This is a genomic window from Streptomyces chattanoogensis (assembly GCF_001294335.1).
GTDB classification, from domain to species: Bacteria; Actinomycetota; Actinomycetes; order Streptomycetales; family Streptomycetaceae; genus Streptomyces; species Streptomyces chattanoogensis.
The window spans coordinates 20,825-40,409 of sequence record NZ_LGKG01000168.1 but is presented as its reverse complement, the minus strand read 5'-3'; the positions used below and the strand labels follow the sequence as shown (position 1 = coordinate 40,409).

Here is a 19,585-nt window from a genome sequence, read left to right as displayed (position 1 = left end):
CGGAGATGTGTATAAGAGACAGCCCCCGCCCCTCCCCCTCGCCGCCGCTCGTGAACACGGTCAGGCGCGCCTCATGCCGTCCCGCCGTACGGCTCGACTGTCACCGCGCGCGGGGCCGCACCATGTACGGATGCGCGCCGCGTATGGATGCGCGCCGCGTACGGACTCGTGCCGCGTACGGACCCGCACCGCATTCCGAGCCGTCCGTCTACGGCCCCGCACCGGGTGCACCGCACGGCCGCGGCGCCGCGCGCCACCGAGGCGCCGCCCGGGCCTCTGCCCGCGGTGGAGCTACGGCCGGATGTCGCGCTTGCGGCCGTTGCTGTTCCAGCGGCGCAAGACGTCGTTCCGGCCGTGGTCGGGCTCGTAGGGCGGTATGTCCTTGCCCGGCTGGTAATGCGGTCCCTGGCGGATGTGCCGTATCACGATGGCCAGGTCCGCGGCGGCCAGCGCCGCCACGGCCGCGCACGCCGCTGCCCACTCCGGCCGGCCGGCCGCGACGAAGGCGACGGCTCCGGCGGTGGCCCACAGCAGCCCCCACAACGCCAGCCCACAGCGGATCTTCAGCGGACTGCGTGCCTGAACCGGCTCATTTCCCGTACGCATCGGTGCCCATCTCCCACCTCCAGGATCCTCCCGATCGACAGGCCAGTCACTCCTCCCGGGGGCCGGATGTCCGGCGTCCGGGAGGCTTTGCCGGGCCGGGGCACGGGTCGCCTGCCGGATGGCCGTTGATCCAGGAGAGGCCGCCGATGTCGAGCCGGAGGCGGGCGCGGGTCACCGCCACGTACGCCAGGCGAGCCTCGTCGGTATCGATCGGGCCGGGGAGCGGGGTCCCGTCCTCGGCGTGGTCGTCGAGATCGTCGGGGCCCGTGAAATCGTCCGCGATGCGCACGCCCGGCCATTCCCGGCCTTTGGCCCGGTGGGCCGTGGACACCGTCACTTCGGCGGAATCCTCGGGGGAGAGCCGGCCCAGGGCGCGCCGGAGGGCGGCCGTGCCGTGCTCGTCGACGAGCTCCACCAGCGGGAGCAGGTCCCGTCCGGCGGGGTCGTGTTCCGCGTATTCGCGGAGCTCCGGCCAGGACTCGAAGAGCATCAGCTCGGGATGCGCCGTACGCCGTCCCGCCTCGAGGTCGTGCGCGGCCCGTGCCAGTGCGCTCAAGGCCTCGTCGCCACCGGCGAGGGCGACCCTGCGGTGTGCCGCCAGCTGCCGTATCACCTCCACCATGGCCCCGGCGTTCGACCTGCACAGAATCGCCTCCGGGGCGGGCAGCGTCCGCAACTCCGTCGCCAGCTGTGGTGATCCCGTCAGCCTGATGGGTGCGCCGACGATGGCCAGCCAGCGGTTGGCCTCCGCCGCCAGCGCGGGCCCGAAGCGGAAGGAGCGGGAGAGGGTGAGCTGTTCTCCGTCGAATCCCGTCATGACATCGTGTGCCCCGCGCCAGCCGTAGATGGCCTGGGCGGAGTCGCCCACCAGCACCAGCTGGGCGTGGTCGCGCTGGGCCGAGAAGACCTGCTCGACGACGGGGTTGGTGTCCTGCGCTTCGTCGAGGAGCAGGAAGTCCGCCGGGATCACGGGCTCTTGCAGCGCCCACATCTTGAGGTAGTGGTCGTGTTCGAAGCGGACCACTCCGCGGTCCCGGTGCTGAAGATCGGCCCAGGCCTTGCGGGCGTACGGCAGGACGAGGTCGGCGAGCTGATCGTGCAGGGCTTCGGATTCGGCACCGCGTAAGGGCGGGACGTGGTGGCGTGCGATGGCGCTGTCGGCCGACTGGCAGAAACGGGTGACCGTGCGCAGGGCCGTATAGGAGAGTGCCTTGTTGTTGACCTTGCGTGCGCCGATGCGCACCGTCATGCCGTCGTCGATCCCGAGGGCCGCGCCCGTCCGCCAGCCGGCTTGCCTGGGGGCGTTCACCCGTGCCCGGTAGTTCCTGCCGACTGCGGTGTAGGCGAGGGAGTGGGCGGTCCCGCAGGTCACCTGGGCGGGGAATTTCCTGGCGGCGTCGCGCGCGATGGCTCTGTTGAAGGCGATGTACCGGCCGAGCCGCCCCCGCCGCTGTGCCGCGTGCGCGAGCATCGCGAGGGTGGTGGTCTTGCCCGTACCGGCGCCGGCCTGCATCACGAGATGCGTGCCGGCGCGGAAGGCGTCGGCCGCGGCGGTCTGCTCGGGAGTGGGGGTGTGCATGAGGCCTCCTCGATGAGATCAGTCGATCACTGAGCGTGATGACGTGACTGACTGTAGCGGCTTTCGCGGCGGGGTGGGGAAGTGATTTCCCGCCTGTGGATAACTTTCGTCCGGGGCTGGTCCGGGAGGTCGGCAGACGCCGCCCGACTGCCGGGTCCGGGCGGGTGCAAGGGCCTTGACCTGCGAGAGAAGTGGGGAGAGCGCGCGGCCGACCGCGTTGTCAGTGCCGTGTGTTTCCATCGGTCTCAGGCAGCGTCGGCGGGGTGCATCCGGCGGCGGTCGGCTCATCACGGGGGAGCGGAGAGTTATGAGCTTCACGTCGGCATGGGGCATCAGCCCGCAGCACGACACCTTCATCAGCACGCCGGCACCGCGCGGGCAACCGCCGCGGGACTGGCGGAGCCGGTACGGCGGCGGGGGAGGCGCACCGGGCGCGATCGTAGACTCGCAGGTCGGGGGCTTGGAAACGAGCCGGGCGCGGGCGGCCGGGCAGTTGCGGCGGCGTGCGCGGGGCAAGCGCGCGGCGGTACGACAGGGCAGTCGAACGACGGGACGAGAGGACGGCATGGCGAGGCGGTGGGAGACGGGGGCGGCGGCGCGGGCGGACGCCGCGGCGCCGGCCGCGGCCGGGCCGGGCGAAGATGCCGGCCCGGCCCGCTGTGCGGTGACCTTCCTTCCCGGTCTGCCGCCGCGTGCCGGGAAGGTGGCGCTCTGGCGGCCCGATGGCGGCCCGCTCCCCGACGGGGACGAAGCACGGGGCGGCGAGCCCTCGGAGCTGACCGTCGCCCGGCGGCACGGCAACGGCGCCCGCAGCCGTACGGTTCCCGCGGTGCTGCTGCCCCTTGCCGAGGCGGTGCCGCGGCTGGTCCGGGCCCGGCACGACCCGGCCGCCCATCCTGCCGCCGCCTGCTGGGGCGCAGCCGCACTGCACGCCCTGCATCTCGCCGCGCGCGGCAGGCTCCTGCCCGGCCTGACGGCCGACGACACCGACGCATGGCGCGCCGGTCCCCTGGATCCCGACGACATCGCGCACCTCCGGGCCATCGCCGCGGCCATGCCCGGCGAGGCGTACGCGGTCCCGGTCCCCGGCAGCCGCCCGCTCCGCCTGCCCGACCCGGCGGCGCTGGTCCGGCTCTTCGTCGACGCGGTCGCCGACACCCTGCCCCGTACGGCCGGGGCCGAGCTCGTGGCCGGCGCCCCGTTCGCGGCGAGCGCGCCGCAGCGGCTGCCCGGCGCCCGGGAGTGGGCTGCCGAGGCCGCGGCCGGTATCGACGCGGGCGTACGGCTCTCCCTGCGCCTCGACCTCTCCCCGCACACGGTCTTCGACCGCAGGGAGGACGCCGGGGAAGGCGCCGAGGAGCGCAGTGCGGCGGCCGCCGTCCTCCAGGTGCACAGCCTCACCGACCCCACGCTCGTCGCCGACGCCCGTCTGCTGTGGGAGGACGAGGGCCCCGACCACTTCGGGCCGCGGTCCCGCGTCGACACCCTGCTCGCGCTGCGCCGGGCGGCCCGCGTCTGGGACCCGCTCACCCGCCTCCTGGACCGGCCGGTCCCCGACGTCCTGCCCGTCGCCGAGGACGAGTTGTACGACCTGCTCGGTCCGGCCGCGCCCCGGCTGGCCGCCGCCGGGGTCGCCGTCCACTGGCCCAGGGAACTGGCCCGCGGCCTGACCGCCGCGGCGGTGCTGCGCCCAGCGCCCGGTCCGGCGGCGGACGGCTTCGGATTCTTCGACACCGGCCAGCTCCTGGAGTTCCGCTGGCAGATGGCGATGGACGGCGAACCGCTGACCGAGGCGGAGATGGACGCCCTCGCCGAGGCCCACCGCCCCGTCGTCCGGCTGCGCGACCAGTGGGTCCTGGTCGATCCCGCCCTCGTACGCAAGGCCCGTAAGCGCGAACTGGGCTACCTGGAACCGGCCGACGCCCTCGCCGCGACGCTGGGCGGCACCGCGGAGGTGGACGGCGAAGAGGTCGAGGTGGTGCCCCTGGGCGCCCTCGCGGCGCTGCGCGGCCGCCTCACCGCCCCGGCGGCGCCGCTGCCCCAGCCGCCGGGCCTGCGCGCGACCCTGCGCGACTACCAGCTACGGGGCACGGCCTGGCTCGACACCATGATCTCGCTCGGCCTCGGCGGCTGCCTCGCCGACGACATGGGGCTGGGCAAGACCCTCACGGTCATCGCCCTCCACCGGCACCGGAGGCCCGCCGCGCCGGTCCTCGTCGTCTGCCCGGCGTCCCTGCTCGGCAACTGGCAGCGCGAGATCGAGCGTTTCGCCCCCGGCACACCCGTACACCGCTTCCACGGCACCGGCCGCAGCCTCGACGGCCTGGACGGCGGCTTCGTCCTGACGACCTACGGGACGATGCGCAGCAGCGCCGGACGGCTGGCCGCGCACGACTGGGCATGGGTGGTCGCCGACGAGGCACAGCATGTGAAGAATCCGCGCTCCTCCACGGCCAGGGCGCTGCGCAGCATCAAGGCACCGGCCCGGATCGCCCTCACCGGCACACCGGTGGAGAACAACCTCTCCGAGCTGTGGGCCCTCCTGGACTGGACGACCCCGGGCCTCCTGGGCCCCCTCAAGACCTTCCGCGCGCTGCATGCCCGCGAGGTCGAGGGCGGGGAGGACCCGGCGGCGGCCGAGCGCCTGGCCAGGCTGGTGCGGCCGTTCATCCTGCGCCGCAGGAAATCCGACCCGGGCATCGCACCGGAACTGCCGCCCAAGACGGAGACCGACCACCCGGTGGCGCTCGGACGCGAACAGGCCGCGCTGTACCAGGCCGTGGTCCGCGAGGCGCTCGACCGGATCGGAACCGCCGAGGGCATCGCACGGCGCGGCCTGGTGATGAAGCTGCTCACGGCCCTCAAACAGATCTGCAACCACCCCGCGCAGTACCTCAAGGAGACCGCGCCCGGCCTCGCCGCCCGCTCCGGGAAGCTGGAACTCCTCGACGAACTCCTGGACACCATCCTGGCCGAGGGCGGCGCCACCCTGGTGTTCACCCAGTACGTGGGGATGGCCCGGCTGCTCGAACGGCACCTGGCCAACCGCGGCATCAAGGCCCAGCTGCTGCACGGCGGCACGCCGGTCGCCGAACGGGACAGGATGGTCGACCGGTTCCAGTCCGGCCACGCCCCGGTCTTCCTGCTGTCCCTCAAGGCGGCGGGCACCGGCCTCAACCTCACCCGCGCGGGACATGTGATCCACTACGACCGCTGGTGGAACCCGGCGGTGGAGGAGCAGGCCACCGACCGCGCCTACCGCATCGGCCAGACCCAGCCCGTCCAGGTGCACCGGCTGATCGCCGAGGGCACCGTCGAGGACAACATCGCCCAGCTCCTCACCGCCAAGAGGGCCCTCGCCGACGCGGTGCTCTCCGGCGGCGAGACCGCGCTCACCGAACTGTCCGATGCCGAGCTGGCCGACCTGGTCTCCCTGAGGAGGGCCGTATGAGCACATCCGGCCTCCGGGGACGGCCCGCGGCCTCCGGGCGCGCCGCCGCCGACCGGAGCGCGCGGGCGGACCGCTCGCGGACGTTCCCGCCGCTGCCGCCCCGCAGCGGAGCCCGCGGGCTGTTCGCCGAATCCTGGTGGGGCAGCGCCTGGCTGGACGCGCTGGAGACCACCGCCCTCGACAGCGCCCGGCTCGCCCGCGGCCGCACCTATGCGCGCGACGGCCATGTCGACACCATCAACGTCACGCCGGGCCGCATCATCGCCACCGTACGGGGCAGCCGCCCCCGCCCCTACAGCGCCGAAATCCGCCTGCGGACCCTCTCCGACCAGGAATGGGAGACCCTGCTCGGCGCCATCGCCGCGGACCCCGGACGGCTCGCCGCCCTGCTGGCCAAAAAGCTGCCCAGCGCCCTCGCCGAAGGGGACGTACGCCTCCTCCCGGGGCCGGGCGATCTCGTCCCCCGCTGCTCCTGCCCCGACCACGGCCGGCCCTGCAAACACGCCGCCGCGCTCTGCTTCCAGGTGGCCCGCCTCCTGGACACGGACCCCTTCGTCCTGCTGCTGATGCGCGGCCGCGGCGAACGGGAGCTGCTGGACGAACTCTCCCGCCGCAACGCCACGCATACGGCCAGGGAGAGCCGCACCGGCAGCCCGGGCCCCGAGGCTCCCGCCACCGGCGGGCCCACCGCGGCGGCACCCCCGGCTCCCCGTGGTGTCCCCGCCCGGGACGCCCTCGCCGACCGGCTCCGCCCGCCGCTGCCGCCGCCCCCGCCGCTGCCGGACCACCCCGGCCGCCCGCCGGCCCTCCCGGATGCCGACGGCCTCCCCTTCGACCCGGCCGCCCTGGAATTCCTGGCCGCCGACGCCGCGGCCCGCGCCCACGCCTGCGTATCCGCCGCCAGGACTCCCGCCCCCGGCGGCGAACGGGCGCCCCTCCGCGGCCCGTTCCCGGAGCTGCCCCCCTGGGACGACGCCATCCGCCTGGCGGCCACCGCCCACCCCACCGCGGGCCTGACCGCCGCCACCCGGGCCTTGTTCCGCGACCTGGCCGCCGCCACCGGCCGTACGGCGACCGACGTTGCCCGTTCCGTCGCCGCCTGGCGGCAGGGCGGCCCCGAAGGCCTCGCCCTCCTCGACACCACCTGGAACCCCCCGGCCGGCGACTTCGACCGGGCCCGCAGCGCCCTGATCGCCGCGGACCTCCCGGCCCTGCGCCCGCGCCACAACCACCTCACCGACCCCGAGCGCGGCATCCAGCTGCGCTTCGGCCACGACCACCGCTGGTATCCCTACGAATCCGAACCGGGCGCCGAGGACTGGTGGCCCACCGGGCCGGCCGACCCCGATCCCGTGGGCGCCCTGACCACCCTGCTCGCGCGATGACCACCCCAAGACCGATGACGAACTCCACGACGGACGACCAACCCCAGGACCGACGACCGGCCTCACGACCCATGACTAACCTCAACCCCGTGGAAGGCCTCGACACACTCACCCGGTCCCTCGCCCGGCGCACCCCGGAGCAGCTCGCCGTTCTCCTCACCCGCCACGCCGAGCCGCTCGCCCGCCGCCCCGCACCCACCGAACTCCGCGGCCTGGCGAGCGCGTTGTGGTCGTACGAGGTCCTCCACCAGCTGGTGATCCACCTCGACCACCCCCGGCTGCAGGTGCTCGCCGCCGCGGCCCGGATCAGCCAGGAGCGCGCCGGACGCGCCGCCGCGGGCCCCGCCGCCCCCGCCCCGGGCGCCGACTACCAGTCCCTGATGGCCCACCGGCTGTCCTTCGCCCACCTGGCCAGCGAACCCGTCCCGCCCGAGGACGTCTACGCCGCCCTCGGCGCCACCGGCCCCGGCCCCGAGCGGACGGCCGCCGAGCGTGCCCTGCACGCCCTGTACGACGACGGCCTGGCCGCGCCGGCCGACGACGGCGCCATCGTGGTCCCGCCGCGGACCCCGCAGCTCCTGGCCGCACACGACCTCGGCCCCTTCGCCGGGAGCGCGCCGCAGCCCGCCCCGCCGGCCGCCCCCGGCCCCGCGCCCGGCACCGGGCGAACGACGCTCACCGCACAGTCCCTGCTCGACGAATCACGAGCCGCCGCCGCCACCCTCGCCGCCACCCTGGAGCGCCTCCTGGCCTCCCTGGCGACGCAGCCCGCCGCGCTGCGCAAATCGGGCGGGCTGACGATCCGTGAGATCAAACGGCTGGCCAAGGCGGCCGGCGCCACCGAACCCCACACCCGGCTCCTCCTCGACCTCGCCCTCGCCGCCGGTCTGATCGCGCTGACCCGCACCCCGTCGGGCATCACCGCCCTCCCCACCGCCGCCTACGACGACTGGCTCGCCCGTCCGCCGGGCGAGCGTCTCGCCCCCGTACTGGCCGCCTGGTCCGCCCTGTGGGCCATCCCCACCCACACCCCCTTCGGCGAGACCCCGACCGCGCTCGTACGGGGCCACGACCGGCACGCCCCCGCCCTGCGGCACGCCCTTCTGGCCGCGCTGGCCACCGTCCCCCTCGGTGCCGGGGCACCACTGCCGTCCCTGCCCTCCCCCGAGCAGGAAGAGCTACGGGACCTGCTCGCCGCAGCGGACTGGTACCGCCCCCTCGCCGTCACCCGGCAGCCGCCGGCCGAGGACCGCGCCGCCCACACCCTCCACGAAGCCGCCTGCCTGGGCCTCACCGCCCACGGCACCCTCACGCCCCTGGGCCGCGCCCTCCTCGCCGACCCCCAGACCCTCGGCGAACCACTGCGGGACCTGCTGCCGCCGCTCCTCGAACAGGCCCACTTCCAGGCCGACCTGACCGCCGTCGTCCCCGGCCGCCCCTCCGCCGCGCTCGACGGACTCCTCGCCGCCGCGGCCGACCGGGAGTCCGAAGGCCACGCCGTCACCTGGCGCTTCACCCCCGCCTCCGTGCGCCGCGCCCTGGACACCGGCCGCACCGCCGACACCCTCCTGGACGACCTCGCCGCCGCCTCGGCAGCCGGCGCCCTGCCGCAGCCGCTCCGCTACCTCGTCCAGGACACCGCCCGCACCCACGGCCGGATGCGCGTCGTGCCCGCCGCCTGCTGCGTCCGCTCCGACGACGAAACCCTGGTCAAGGAGCTGGCCGCCCACCGCACCCTGCGCGACCTCGGACTGCGGGCCATCGCCCCCACCGTCCTGGTCAGCGCCCGCCCGCCCGCCGACACCCTGGCGGCCCTGCGCGCGGCGGGCTACGCCCCCGCCCTGGAATCCGGCAGCGGCGCGACGACGGTCGAGCGCCTGCCCACCCACCGGACCAAGACCCCCGCGCCGACCCGGGACCCCGGAGCCCCTCTCGTCCTCGCCCAACGCCTCCTGGGCCGGGCCGCCGAGGCCTGAGACCCCGGCGGCCCGGGCGGCGCGCCGCTACTCGTACTCCGTGCCGCCCTTGCGCGTCAGATACGCGCCGCCGACCACCTTGGCGATGGCGCGGCCGCCCACCACCGGGCTGTAGCGGTCGGCGAGCGGACGCACCACCACCCCCTCCCGGATGTGCACCGCACGCCCGGACACCGTCTCGCGCCCCTCGGCCAGCTCCATCACCCGCCGCGCGTCGTACGGACCGGTGAACAGCGTCGGCACCACCGGAAGCCGCCCGTCCAGCACCTGCGCCAGCTCCTCCGGCGCCAGCCAGCGCACCTGCCCGCCGGCCTCCACCGCGACATCGAACACGGCGTACGCGGGCTCACCGCGCCGGCTGTCCGCGCCATAGCCCAGATCCTGTACGCCGTCGCCGTACACCTCGCCGAAGACACCGACCCGCGACGCCCCCAGCTCCCGGGCCAGCTCCGCCGCGACCCCGGCCGCGCCATGGGCGCGCACCGCCCGCCAGTACAGGTTCTTCGGATCCTCCACCAGGGCCAGCCGCTGCGCCCCCAGCCCCTTGGACGTCACCTGGACGCGGCCGTCCCCGGCGCTGTAGGTCAGACAGCACGCGGTGCCGTGCACCTTCTCCGTGACCGCCACCGGCTCGCCCTCGGGGAACACCTCCGGATAGCGCTTGAGGTTCTCGATGTCGATCCACGGCAGCAGACCGGGCGCCGGCTCCACCTCGCCGCCCATCGAAACCGGCACCGGCGGCACCCATTTCACGATCCCGAGCACCCCGGCGAAGTCGGTGCCGTCCGCGGCCGCGCGCGCCAGGTCCGTACCGTCCAGTGCCCGGGGCCGGCAGACGACGCCCTGCGACAGCTCGCCGCGCAGCCGGATCGCCTTGACCCGGTCGGCCGCGGAGCCGGCCAGCTTGCCGGTCAGCCCCAGCTCGGCCACCAACTCCTGCGGGAGAACGGCCTGCTCGGGGATGTACAGGGCGAAGTCGCCGGTGCGGTAGGCCCCCTTGGCGACCACGGCGCGATAGAGACCGACCTGGGCGAGCTCCAGCGCATCGGCGTTGGGATGCTCATGAACCGTCACGTGCTCGACCGTGACGCGCAGCGTCGACATGCAAAATCCCCGTTCCTCTTCACCGTGGTGGCACGGCGGTGGTACCGCGCCGCCCGGTGCGGCGCTCCGTCACCACTGTGATCGAGGCAGGAGCGCCGGGCGAACGGATTTTCCCGGGGGCGGAGGGCCGCCCCCGGATCCGTCAGCGGTCGGCCGGTTTGCGGGGGCCGGCCGGCGGCGCCGCCGGCAGGGGGACCGAGGCGGACCGGCGCGTGAAGCGGGCGGTGGACGTGGCGGGCCGGACCGCATCGACATAGGCGCGGCAGACCGGGGGGCGGCCGAGGGCGGTGCCGAACACGCCGTTGACGGCGTCGCGGACGAACCGCCCGGCCGCGGACGGCCGGCGCCCGGCGGCGGGCTGTGCCTGGTCCGCGGTCTGTTCCCAGGGCGCCTGGGTGATACGCGCGAGGGACTGCTGCACGGCACGGGCGAGCCCCGGATCGTCCAGCCCCCGCCGGTGCAGCGCCTCGCGCAGCGCGAGGGCGCCGTGGGCGGCGACGGCCATGCTCTGGCCGTAGTCGGGCGTGAACCCGGCCACCGCGCCGCCCAGCACGGCGAAACCGGTGGGCCAGGACCGCAGCTGGTCGTAGCGCCGCAGCCGGCCTGCGGTGTCGCGGGTCAGCCGGACCTCGCTCAGCGGCTCGGCGTCGGCTATCAGGTCGCCGATGACGGAGTGGGGTATGCCACGGGCGAACGGCACGAACCGGTCGGCGTGTTCGGAGGGCCGGCCGGCTCCGGCGCCGGTGAGCGTGACCAGCCAGCGGCCGCCCTCGATGGGGATCAGCGTCGCCGTCCGGCCGGGGTCCCGGTGGCCCCCGGGGTGCGAACGGGCGGTGATCACCGGGCAGTTCTCCGTGCCCGGCGGGGCCCGGAAGATACGGGTGGCGGCGACGATGCCGCAGTCGGCGATCTCCTCGCGGACCTCGGGCAGGCCCAGCGCGGCCAGCCGGGCGGGCGTGGTGGAGTGCCGGCCGGTGGCGTCGATGACCAGGTCGGCGTCCAGCCGGCGGGCCCGGCCGGTGACGGTGTCCCGGACGCGCACCCCGGTGATGTGCTCCGCCGTGCCGGTCAGCTCCTCGGCCTCCGTCCCGTCGAGGACCCCGACCCCCTCGAGGGCCGGCACCTGCTCGCGGACGACCCGGTCGAGCAGATCCCGGGAACAGGCGATCACACACTGCGCGGACCGTTGGGATAACCGGCCCTGCGGGGCGGGGCCCGCGGGCGCGGACGGCAGCGGCATGGGCCGCGCGCCCCCGGCCAGCCACCCCTCGATCACCCCGGGCAGCAGCGCCTCCACGGTGCGGGCGCCGTCCGCCGAGAGCAGATGGGCGTGCCGGGCCTGCGGCAGGTCGGTGGGCAGCGCGGGGGTGCGCGGCAGCCGGTCCCGCTCGACGACGACGACATCGGCGTACCCGGACAGCGCCGCGGCCGCGAGCATCCCCGAGAACCCCCCGCCCAGGACGACGGCGAGATACGGGTGGGTGAACTGGAGCCCCGCGGGGCCCGTACTGCTCGGCGCGTTCATGGGCAATGCCTTTCTCGGCGGGGGCGTGCGGTGTCCCGGCGGTAGCGGGTCGCCTCGAGAAAGGGCGGTGCCGCGTGCATACGGGAGTGCCGGCGGGCGGCGGCGACAACCGCGTCGGTGGCGGCCGTGAGCGAGGCCGTCACCGAAGCGGGCAGGGTGGCGCAGGCGGCCCGCAGGAGGCGCAGTGGTGCCGGCAGCGGCGGCAGTGCCCGTTGAAGGTCCCGGCAGGCCGGCGCGGACGCCGGCCTGCCGCCCCCCGATTTCCCCATCATGACTCCCCCTCAGGCCGTGCCCGCCCCGCCGCACACAGGGCCGCACCTTCCGCCACCCGCCCGTGTCACCAGGTGGGGCGGACTGGCGCGACTGCCTCGCACAACGCGCGCCGTCCGTGGGGCGCGGCCGTCGTATCCGGCCGACGGCGGGCACATTTCCGGATCGTAGGCGGCGGCGATCACTTCCGGTAGCGGGTTTGGAACAAGAGATGAGTAGGAGCCACCCCGGGGATACCGCTGGGTAGATCTCGCGTAAAAACGACACAACCGGTGGAAAGTGTGCCATCGCCTTCTCGTGTCGCGAGAAAACCGCCGGATATGCGGCGCCGGGGGCGGTGGGACGGCGCGCGAACGGCCGGATGGTTGGCGCGAATTGATCGGGTGATCCCGGGGCGGCGGGTGCCGTGCCTACCCTGTGCGGGCACCGCACCGAAGAATCCGAGGGAGAGTCGTGCGCGCGATCGTGATGCGAGAATTCGGCGGCCCGGACGTGCTGCGGCTGGAGGACGTGCCCGAGCCCGGACCCCGCGGCGGCCACTCGCTGGTGGACGTGACGCTGGCCGGCATCAACTATGCGGATGTGCACGTACGGGACAACACCTACCTCGCGCCCGTCGAACTGCCCTACATCCCGGGCAACGAGGTCGTGGGCACCGTGGACGGCGGACGCCGCGTCGTCGGGCTGACCCGCGGCGGCGGCTACGCGGAACGGGCGCTGCTGCACCGCCGGGTCACCTGGGACGTGCCCGACGCCGTCACCGACGAACAGGCCGTCGCGCTCGCCCTCCAGGGCAACAGCGCCTGGCATCTGCTGTTCACCTCGCTGCGCATCACCGAGGGCGAGAGCGTCGTCGTCCCGGCCGCGGCCGGCGGTGTCGGCTCGCTCGCCGTCCAGCTCGCCGCGCACGCCGGGGCCAGGGTCATCGCCCTCGCCGGTTCCGAGGACAAGCGCAAGCTGGCGGCGGAACTGGGTGCCCACGCGGTGGTCGACTCCACGGCAGAGGACCTGACGGAGCGCATCGTGGCAGCGGCGGGCGGCCCCGTGCAAGCGGCGCTGGAGATGACCGGCGGGGTGACCTTCACGCGGACCCTCGCCGCCGTCGCCCCGCGCGGCCGGCTGGCGGTGTACGGCTTCGCCGGCGGCGAGCAGACGAGCGTCCCGGCCCGGGACCTGATGGAGCGCTCCATCACGCTCTCGGGCTTCTGGCTGCCGCAGCTCTACGCGGACCGGACGGCCCTGCCCACCTCCATGCGGGCGCTGTTCGACGCGGTGGCCGACGGCCGGCTGCGGCCGCTGACCGGCACCGCCTACGCTCTCGGTGAGGCGGCTCGGGCGCACCACGATCTGGCCGCGCGCACCCCGACCGGGAAGCTCACCCTGGACGTCACCCGGTAGTCCAGGGCGCACGGCGGGCACCACGGCTCCGGGAGGGCACCCCGGAGCCGTCCGCCCGGGCAGCAGCGGGGACCGCGAGCGGCCGCAGGCCCGGCTCGCACATATGCCGTGCGCCTACGGGCGCGGATCACTGCCAGGGGAGAGAGCACATGACGGGCAAGAGCACCACAGCGTCGGGAGCCGTGGCTTCGGCCGCCTCCCCCTCCGCACCGGGCACCCCGGCCCGGACGCAGCGCACCCCCGGCCGCGCCAGGAAGCCGCGCCAGGCCGCCGACGGCACGCCGGCCGCGGCGCCGAGGACGTCGGGATCCGGCCATGCCGAGCGGGTCTTCCTCGTCCAGACGGCCTTCGCCGAACTGGGCGGATACGCCCACGGGCCGGGCGAGATAGCGGAGTTCACCGGCCTGGACGACTCCGTCGTCTACCGCATCCTGCAGTCCGGCATCTACCAGCGCATCTTCGAACGGGTGGACCGCGGCCTCTACCGGCTGCGGACCTCGGCCGCCCAGCTCGCCTTCACCGCGCTCGACCACCGCCTCGACGGCGACATCACGCAGACGGTGCTGCGCCGGCTGCGCGAGGCCACCGACGGCGGGCTGGCGTTCCTCTACATGGTGGCGCCGTTCTCCGGCGCGCAGCGTCAGTGCGTCGACATGGCCGTCGGCGACTCCGACCTCGCGGAGCTGGGGATGACGCCCCGCGATGTGCTGTCCGTGACCCGATCGCTGCGCACCGGTGCCTCGGGCCGGACGATCCTCGCCTACCTGCCGCAGGTGCTGCAGCAGCGGGTGCTTGCCGAGCCCGTGCCCGACCAGGCGGGACCCGGCGTCTACCGGGACAACGACGCGCTGCTGGCATCCCTGGCGGAGGTCCGCGACCTCGGCCATGCCCTCGGCTACGAGGAATGCATGGCCGGCTGGAACTCCTGCGCGGCGCCGATCATATGGGACGGCTCCATCATGGGCTCGGCCCTGCTGCTCAAGCCCAAGTCCGTGATGCCGCAGCCGCCGGAGGGCGTCGTCGAGGCGACGAAGGAGGCGGCGGCAGAACTCAGCCGCCGCGGAGCCGCCCGCCCGTCCGCGGACGGAGCCTGACCCCCGGCCGGGCACAATGGCAGGGTGCGGCTCGAAGCGATCACCTGGGAACGGCTGACCGACGCGCTCGCCGGGCACATCGCCGCGATGACGGCGAAGGACGGGAGCCCCTGGCTGCGGATCGCCGTCGACGGGGCTCCGGCCGCCGCGCCGGACGCACTGGCCGGGCGGCTCGCCGAGGCGCTGCGGATCCGGGGGCGGGCGGTGCACAAGGCCGGCGCCTTCGGCTTTCTGCGCCCCGCCTCCCTGCGGCTGGAGTACGGCCGCGAGGACCCCGACGCCTTCCACGACGAGTGGTTCGACCGGCGGGCCCTGTGGCGCGAGGTGTTCCAGCCGCTGGACCCGGGCGGCACCGGGCGGGTGCTCCCGGACCTGTGGGACCCGGTCGCGGACCGCGCCACCCGCAGCGGATACGTGGAACTGCCGCCCGGCGGCGTCCTGTTGCTGCACGGCCCTTTCCTGCTCGGCCACTGGTTCCCCCTCGATCTCTGTGTGCACCTGAAACTGTCGCCCGCCGCGCTGGCCCGCCGTACGCCGCAGGACCAGCGCTGGACACTGCCCGCGTTCGCGCGCTACGAGGACGAGACGCGGCCCGAGGAGACGGCGGATGTCGTCGTACGGGCCGATGACCCCCGCCGGCCCGCCTGGTCCGGGCTGGGCTGACCGCTGCCGGATGCGTCCCGGGGCGTCAGACGATCTGCCGGATCTCGCCGCGGACGCGGTAGAAACCGCCCGCGGCCGGCGACAGGTCCTCGACGGCATAGCGCGCGCCGGCGCGGCGTATGTGGCGGGGGAACTGGACGTTCCAGGACGGCTCATAGCCCTCGGAGACCACATGGACCCGCAGCCGGCCGCCCTCCTGGACGCACTCCACCACGATGCCGGAGGCCGCGGCCGACGTCACCGTCCGCACCGTCGCGGACGGGGTGTAGGTGGGCAGCGCGGCGGCCGACTTGACGTCCCGGGCGACCGGGACCGTTCCCGAACGGGCGGCGGCGATGGCCGCATCGCTCGCATCCACGCACACCAGGGAGCCGTCGGTGGTCACCATGTACAGCTTCTCGTCCAGATACTGCATCGACAGCGCCGAGCCGCCGCCCGTGCCCAGCTTCCACAGCCGGGTGCCGTCGGCGGCGAAGCAGTACACCGAGGAGGCCGAGTCCCCGGCGAAGACATAGCGGCCGTCGAGTGCGGTGGCACAGGAGTAGACGACCGTGTCGCAGGCGTAGGTGGCCTCCACGGCGCCGGTGTCCTTCGCCAGCCGCTGGACGACCCGCTTGTCCGTGCCGGCGTACACCGCGTGGTCCTCCTGCCAGCCGAACAGCACCGCGCCCGTGGTCGGGGTGTGCCACAACTCGCCGCTGCCGTCGGCGCGATAGGCGGTCACGCCGCGGTGATGGCCGTGGTAGACGGCGTGCTCGTCGCGCCGCACCATCCAGGCGTGCCGGCCCGCGCTGCGCCGCGACCACTGGTACTCGTCCTCGTGGTCGATGACGGTCAGTCCGCCGCTGCGGTCCGCGACGTTGAGGATTCCCTCGCGGATGTCGAGCCAGAAGATGTCGACATCGGGCGCGATGTCGTAGGCGGCGAACGGCAGTTTCGAGGACAGGTCGTAGACCGTGCCGTCGTCGCAGCCGGCGTAGATCCAGAAATCGTCCGCCACCAGGCACTTGACGCCGTCGGGGAGCTGATAGCGGGCGAGCACCTCGCCGTCGTGGCCGAGGGTGAAGACATCGCCGTTCTGGTTCCCCACCCAGCAGCGGTCCTCGGCGACATGGATGCCGAACGCCGAGGCGCCCGTACGGAACCGCCACAGCACCGGTGCGACGGCGCGCGCCGTCGACGGGGCGGAGGTGACCTGACGGTGCGTCACAGGCCGGGCGGCGCGCTGCCCGCGGACCGCCGGCGCATAGCCCTTGCGCACCTTCTCGCCGATCTTCCTGGCGGCCGCGGCCTGCGCCTTCTCCCGCGTGGGGAAGGCCGAGGTCTGCTGCTGGCCGGCCGCGCCGATCCGGCCGTAGCGCACCGAGACGGCCGTGCCCGAAACCGTCACCTCGTAGAACTTGTGGGCGCCGCCGCCGTCCTGGGACAGCTCCAGATACGTCGTGCTGTCGGATGCCGCTCCCGGCAGCGTCCCGGACGTCGTCTCGGACATGGCGAACTCCCCTCCCCGGGACGGTCCCTGCGACCGTTTCCCCGCTGCTGAAAACCGTAGGGCCCACCACTGACAACGGACCGCCGGGCGCCGGTCGGGGACCGCCTCCCACCCCGCTGACGAGGGCGGATAGCGTGAGGTCATGACCACGTCATCCACCCCTGTCCCCGCATCCGACGACTCCGCCGCGCTGCCCGGCCGCCACGGCCCCACCGCGACCGTGGAGGCCCCGCCGCGCTCCGTCGGCACCGTCACGACCACCTACGCCCCCGACCACGACGGCGACCCGGACCCCGGCGAGATCGTGTGGACCTGGGTGCCCTACGAGGAGAACGACGGCCGCGGCAAGGACCGGCCGGTGCTCGTCGTCGCCCGCGAGCGCGCCGGCACCCTGCTGGCCGTGCAGCTGTCCAGCAAGCGGCACAACAACGACCGGGAGTGGGTCCCCATCGGGGCGGGCCCCTGGGACCGTGCGGGGCGTGACTCGTGGGTGGCGGTGGACCGGGTGCTGCGGGTGCACCCGGCCGGGATGCGGCGCGAGGCCTGCGCACTGGACCGGGGCCGCTTCAACCTGGTCGTCAACCGGCTGCGCGAGCGCTACGGCTGGCGCTGACCACCGGGCTCGCCGGTGCCGTCAGCCGTCCGCCAGCGCGAGCAGCTTGGTGACGGTGTTCCAGTTACGGGCCGTCGCCGTCACCCCGAGCGGGGCGCGGCTCACCCGCTCGGCGAGCTTGGAGCGGCCGATGCCGCCCGGGCACCACAGGTACAGTTCGCGCCCGATCAGCCGGAACCGGTCGGGCGCGAACGCGGCCTCGTCGAGGGCAGCCAGCCGTGAGGTGTCCGTCGGCGCCGCTGACAGGAACGTGACGTGCAGGCTCTTGGGATCCGGCACGGCCTGTGGGAACGGGTTGGCGGCGATGGCGGCGGCCAGCTCGTCGCGGGTGCGGACGACGACCGGCACGTCCAGGCCGAGATCGGCGGCGATCCGGTGGTGCAGCAGCCGCGCAGTCTCCTCGGGCGGCGTCCCGGGGTCCGTGAAGACGAGGTTGCCGGTCCCCAGCAGGACGGAGACGTCCCGGAAACCCAGCGACTCGGCCAGCGCCAGCTGCTTCGCCTTGGGGAAGGAGTTGTGGCCGCCGACGTTGATGCCGCGGAGCAGGGCGATCTGACGGGACATGGCACTGCCCTTCGAGGAGCCGGACGCCGGCGGTGAGCCGGCGGGGGAGGGGACGTGGGGGACGGGGATCCGCGCGGAACGCGGTCAGAACAGCGGTGCGGGCAGCACACCCTCCAAGGCCAGCAGCAGCCGTTTGGTCTCCAGGCCGCCGCCGAAGCCCCCGATACCGCCGTCGCTGGCCACGACCCGATGGCACGGAACCACGACCGGCAGCGGATTGGAGCCCATCGCCGCGCCCACCGCGCGGGCGGCGCCGGGCTCCCCGACGCGGTCCGCGAGGTCCTGATAGCCGGCCACGCTGCCGTACGGGACGCCGTCGGCCAGGGCGTGCAGCACCCGGGCGTTGAAGCCGGACGACAGCGACCAGTCCAGCGGGACCGTGAAGGACCGCAGCTCCCCGGCGAAATAGGCGGCGAGCTCGGCGGTGGCCGTCGCCAGATGAGGTATCTCCGGGACCGGCGGCCCGCCGAAGCACTGCTCCAGTCGGGTCAGCGCGCGGCGGCTCGTCCGCTCGTCGGCATGGAAGACCACCTGGACCAGACCCTCGCGGGTCGCGGCGAGCAGCAGCGGACCGATGGGGGCCGGCGTCCGCGTCCAGGCCCAGTCGCGGCGGGCCGTGCCCTCCGCGGGGGCGGCGTCCTGCGCAGAATTCGTCACACGATCAGAGTAGGACCCGCCACCGACAATGCGGCCGGATCACGGCCCGGCCGGGGGACGGCGGGCGGGCAGGGCGCCGCCGCCGAAGCCGTCCGCCCTGCCCGCCCGCCGTCCGGAACGCTCAGCCGCCGCTGGTCTCCAGCGCGTCGCGGATCTCGTCGGCCTTGTTGCTGATGATGCCGTCGGCACCCATTCGGGCGAGGCTGACCGCCTTGGCGCCGTCGTCGACGGTCCAGGTGTAGAGCTGCAGCCGCCGGTCGTGCGGGCCCTTCAGCCCGTGGACGGCCTCGACGTAGCCGGGCGTCACCGTCGTGTAGTTGGGGTTGATCTGGTCGCAGAACTCGGCGTACGTGGGGAGGTCGGCGACCGCCGGAGTGCCGAGGAAGCCCGTCTTGACGTCCGGCCGGAGGGCGTGGACGGTCCTGACGGCGTCGGCGTTGAAGCTCTGGACGATCAGCCGGCGCTTGACGTGGCTCCGGTCCAGCCAGCCGTCGCGGCGCAGCTCCGTCAGGGTCTGCAGCTCGATGCCGGGGTAGAGCTCCGGCGATTTGAGCTCCAGCAGGAGCCGCTGGCCGTTCTCCTCGACCTCGTCCATGTACTCCTCGAGGGTCGGCACCCGTTCGCCCTCGAACTCCGGGCTGAACCAGCTGCCCGCGTCCAGCTTCTCGATCTCGTCGAGGGTGAAGTCCTTGACGTTCCAGGGTTTGCGGTCGGGGAAGACCTGCTCGACGTCGGTGGTCCGGGCCAGTGAGTTGTCGTGCAGGATGACCAGCTCGCCGTCCTTGGTGCGCTGGACGTCGTTCTCGACCCAGAGGTCGCCGAGGCGGCGGGCCGCGTCGATGGAGGCCAGGGTGTTCTCGGGGGCGTGTGTCGGGGCGCCGCGGTGGGCGACGGCCACGGTCCGGTGCCCGTTGGCCGCGGCCTGCGCGGGCGTGCCGGGGAGAACGACCGCGGACAGACCGAGGAACGCACCGGCGAGCGCGGTGGCGACGGGGCGAATACGCATACGGACTCCTCGTGACGTCGGGGACGTGTGCTGACCTGAAATGACGTGCACCGGTCATACGGGCAGGAGGCTCGCAGCCGGGCCGTAGCGGGAGGTGGTCGGAGGATGGCCGGGGACTGAAGGAGAAGTGGCCGGTATTCCGTGTGAGCGCCGTAGATGCAGGATGCCCGTAACTGCCGTGCAGCAGACGTGCGCCCGACGC

15 protein-coding genes are annotated in these 19,585 nt (G+C 74.4%); 7 read left to right on the top strand and 8 right to left on the bottom strand.

Features of this window, described 5'->3' with window-relative positions; all coding sequences use genetic code 11:
• Positions 1-291 precede the first annotated feature (291 nt).
• Together ADL29_RS31850 and ADL29_RS31845 are read right to left on the bottom strand one after the other, a co-directional pair.
• Positions 292-606: a DUF6343 family protein gene (locus ADL29_RS31850; protein ID WP_053927013.1), complete on the bottom strand. Its 315-nt coding sequence runs from the start codon at positions 604-606 to the stop codon at positions 292-294.
• A 46-nt stretch (positions 607-652) separates the two neighbouring features.
• Positions 653-2,185, bottom strand: coding sequence for a UvrD-helicase domain-containing protein (locus ADL29_RS31845; RefSeq protein ID WP_053927012.1), 1,533 nt, complete (start codon positions 2,183-2,185; stop codon positions 653-655).
• 565 nt (positions 2,186-2,750) lie between these two features.
• Between ADL29_RS31845 and ADL29_RS31840 the strand changes: the two genes are divergently transcribed.
• The 3 genes from ADL29_RS31840 (at position 2,751) to ADL29_RS31830 (ending at position 8,997) form a co-directional block, all read left to right on the top strand.
• Positions 2,751-5,636 carry a DEAD/DEAH box helicase gene (locus tag ADL29_RS31840; RefSeq protein WP_078971440.1) on the top strand — a complete coding sequence of 962 codons (2,886 nt, stop codon included), beginning with the start codon at positions 2,751-2,753 and terminating at the stop codon, positions 5,634-5,636.
• A complete protein-coding gene (locus ADL29_RS31835; protein ID WP_053927011.1) occupies positions 5,633-7,021 on the top strand; it encodes an SWIM zinc finger family protein in 1,389 nt (462 codons plus the stop codon). Before ADL29_RS31840 ends, ADL29_RS31835 begins: the two co-directional genes overlap by 4 nt.
• 89 nt (positions 7,022-7,110) lie before the next feature.
• A complete protein-coding gene (locus tag ADL29_RS31830; protein WP_078971439.1) occupies positions 7,111-8,997 on the top strand; it encodes a helicase-associated domain-containing protein in 1,887 nt (628 codons plus the stop codon).
• A 27-nt stretch (positions 8,998-9,024) separates the two neighbouring features.
• Here ADL29_RS31830 and ADL29_RS31825 read toward each other — a convergent pair whose 3' ends face one another.
• Both ADL29_RS31825 and ADL29_RS31820 read right to left on the bottom strand, forming a co-directional pair.
• Complete coding sequence (locus tag ADL29_RS31825; RefSeq protein WP_053927009.1) at positions 9,025-10,101, bottom strand: RNA ligase (ATP); 1,077 nt, start codon at positions 10,099-10,101, stop codon at positions 9,025-9,027.
• A gap of 142 nt (positions 10,102-10,243) precedes the next feature.
• Positions 10,244-11,626 (bottom strand): NAD(P)/FAD-dependent oxidoreductase, encoded by a 1,383-nt coding sequence (locus tag ADL29_RS31820; protein WP_053927008.1) that lies wholly within the window; start codon positions 11,624-11,626, stop codon positions 10,244-10,246.
• 723 nt (positions 11,627-12,349) lie between these two features.
• On the opposite strand from ADL29_RS31820, the gene ADL29_RS31815 reads away from it, so the two are divergent.
• From ADL29_RS31815 to ADL29_RS31805, 3 genes are all read left to right on the top strand, one after another.
• Positions 12,350-13,294 carry a quinone oxidoreductase family protein gene (locus tag ADL29_RS31815; protein WP_053927007.1) on the top strand — a complete coding sequence of 315 codons (945 nt, stop codon included), beginning with the start codon at positions 12,350-12,352 and terminating at the stop codon, positions 13,292-13,294.
• A gap of 149 nt (positions 13,295-13,443) precedes the next feature.
• Entirely contained in the window at positions 13,444-14,388 is a 945-nt protein-coding gene (locus ADL29_RS31810) for an IclR family transcriptional regulator domain-containing protein (protein ID WP_107095138.1), read from the top strand.
• Between the two features lie 24 nt (positions 14,389-14,412).
• Complete coding sequence (locus ADL29_RS31805) at positions 14,413-15,051, top strand: nucleoside/nucleotide kinase family protein (RefSeq protein ID WP_046928586.1); 639 nt, start codon at positions 14,413-14,415, stop codon at positions 15,049-15,051.
• A gap of 25 nt (positions 15,052-15,076) precedes the next feature.
• Here the strand turns inward: ADL29_RS31805 and ADL29_RS31800 are convergent, their stop codons facing one another.
• Positions 15,077-16,543 carry a WGR domain-containing protein gene (locus ADL29_RS31800; protein ID WP_053927006.1) on the bottom strand — a complete coding sequence of 489 codons (1,467 nt, stop codon included), beginning with the start codon at positions 16,541-16,543 and terminating at the stop codon, positions 15,077-15,079.
• Between the two features lie 142 nt (positions 16,544-16,685).
• On the opposite strand from ADL29_RS31800, the gene ADL29_RS31795 reads away from it, so the two are divergent.
• Positions 16,686-17,156 carry a type II toxin-antitoxin system PemK/MazF family toxin gene (locus tag ADL29_RS31795; RefSeq protein WP_046928588.1) on the top strand — a complete coding sequence of 157 codons (471 nt, stop codon included), beginning with the start codon at positions 16,686-16,688 and terminating at the stop codon, positions 17,154-17,156.
• 21 nt (positions 17,157-17,177) lie between these two features.
• Here the strand turns inward: ADL29_RS31795 and ADL29_RS31790 are convergent, their stop codons facing one another.
• From ADL29_RS31790 to ADL29_RS31780, 3 genes are all read right to left on the bottom strand, one after another.
• Complete coding sequence (locus ADL29_RS31790; protein ID WP_053927005.1) at positions 17,178-17,720, bottom strand: DUF1697 domain-containing protein; 543 nt, start codon at positions 17,718-17,720, stop codon at positions 17,178-17,180.
• Between the two features lie 84 nt (positions 17,721-17,804).
• On the bottom strand, positions 17,805-18,377 hold the full coding sequence (locus ADL29_RS31785; protein ID WP_078971438.1) for a methylated-DNA--[protein]-cysteine S-methyltransferase: 573 nt from the start codon (positions 18,375-18,377) through the stop codon (positions 17,805-17,807).
• 121 nt (positions 18,378-18,498) lie between these two features.
• Entirely contained in the window at positions 18,499-19,383 is an 885-nt protein-coding gene (locus ADL29_RS31780) for a glycerophosphodiester phosphodiesterase (RefSeq protein ID WP_046928590.1), read from the bottom strand.
• Positions 19,384-19,585: the final 202 nt, after the last annotated feature.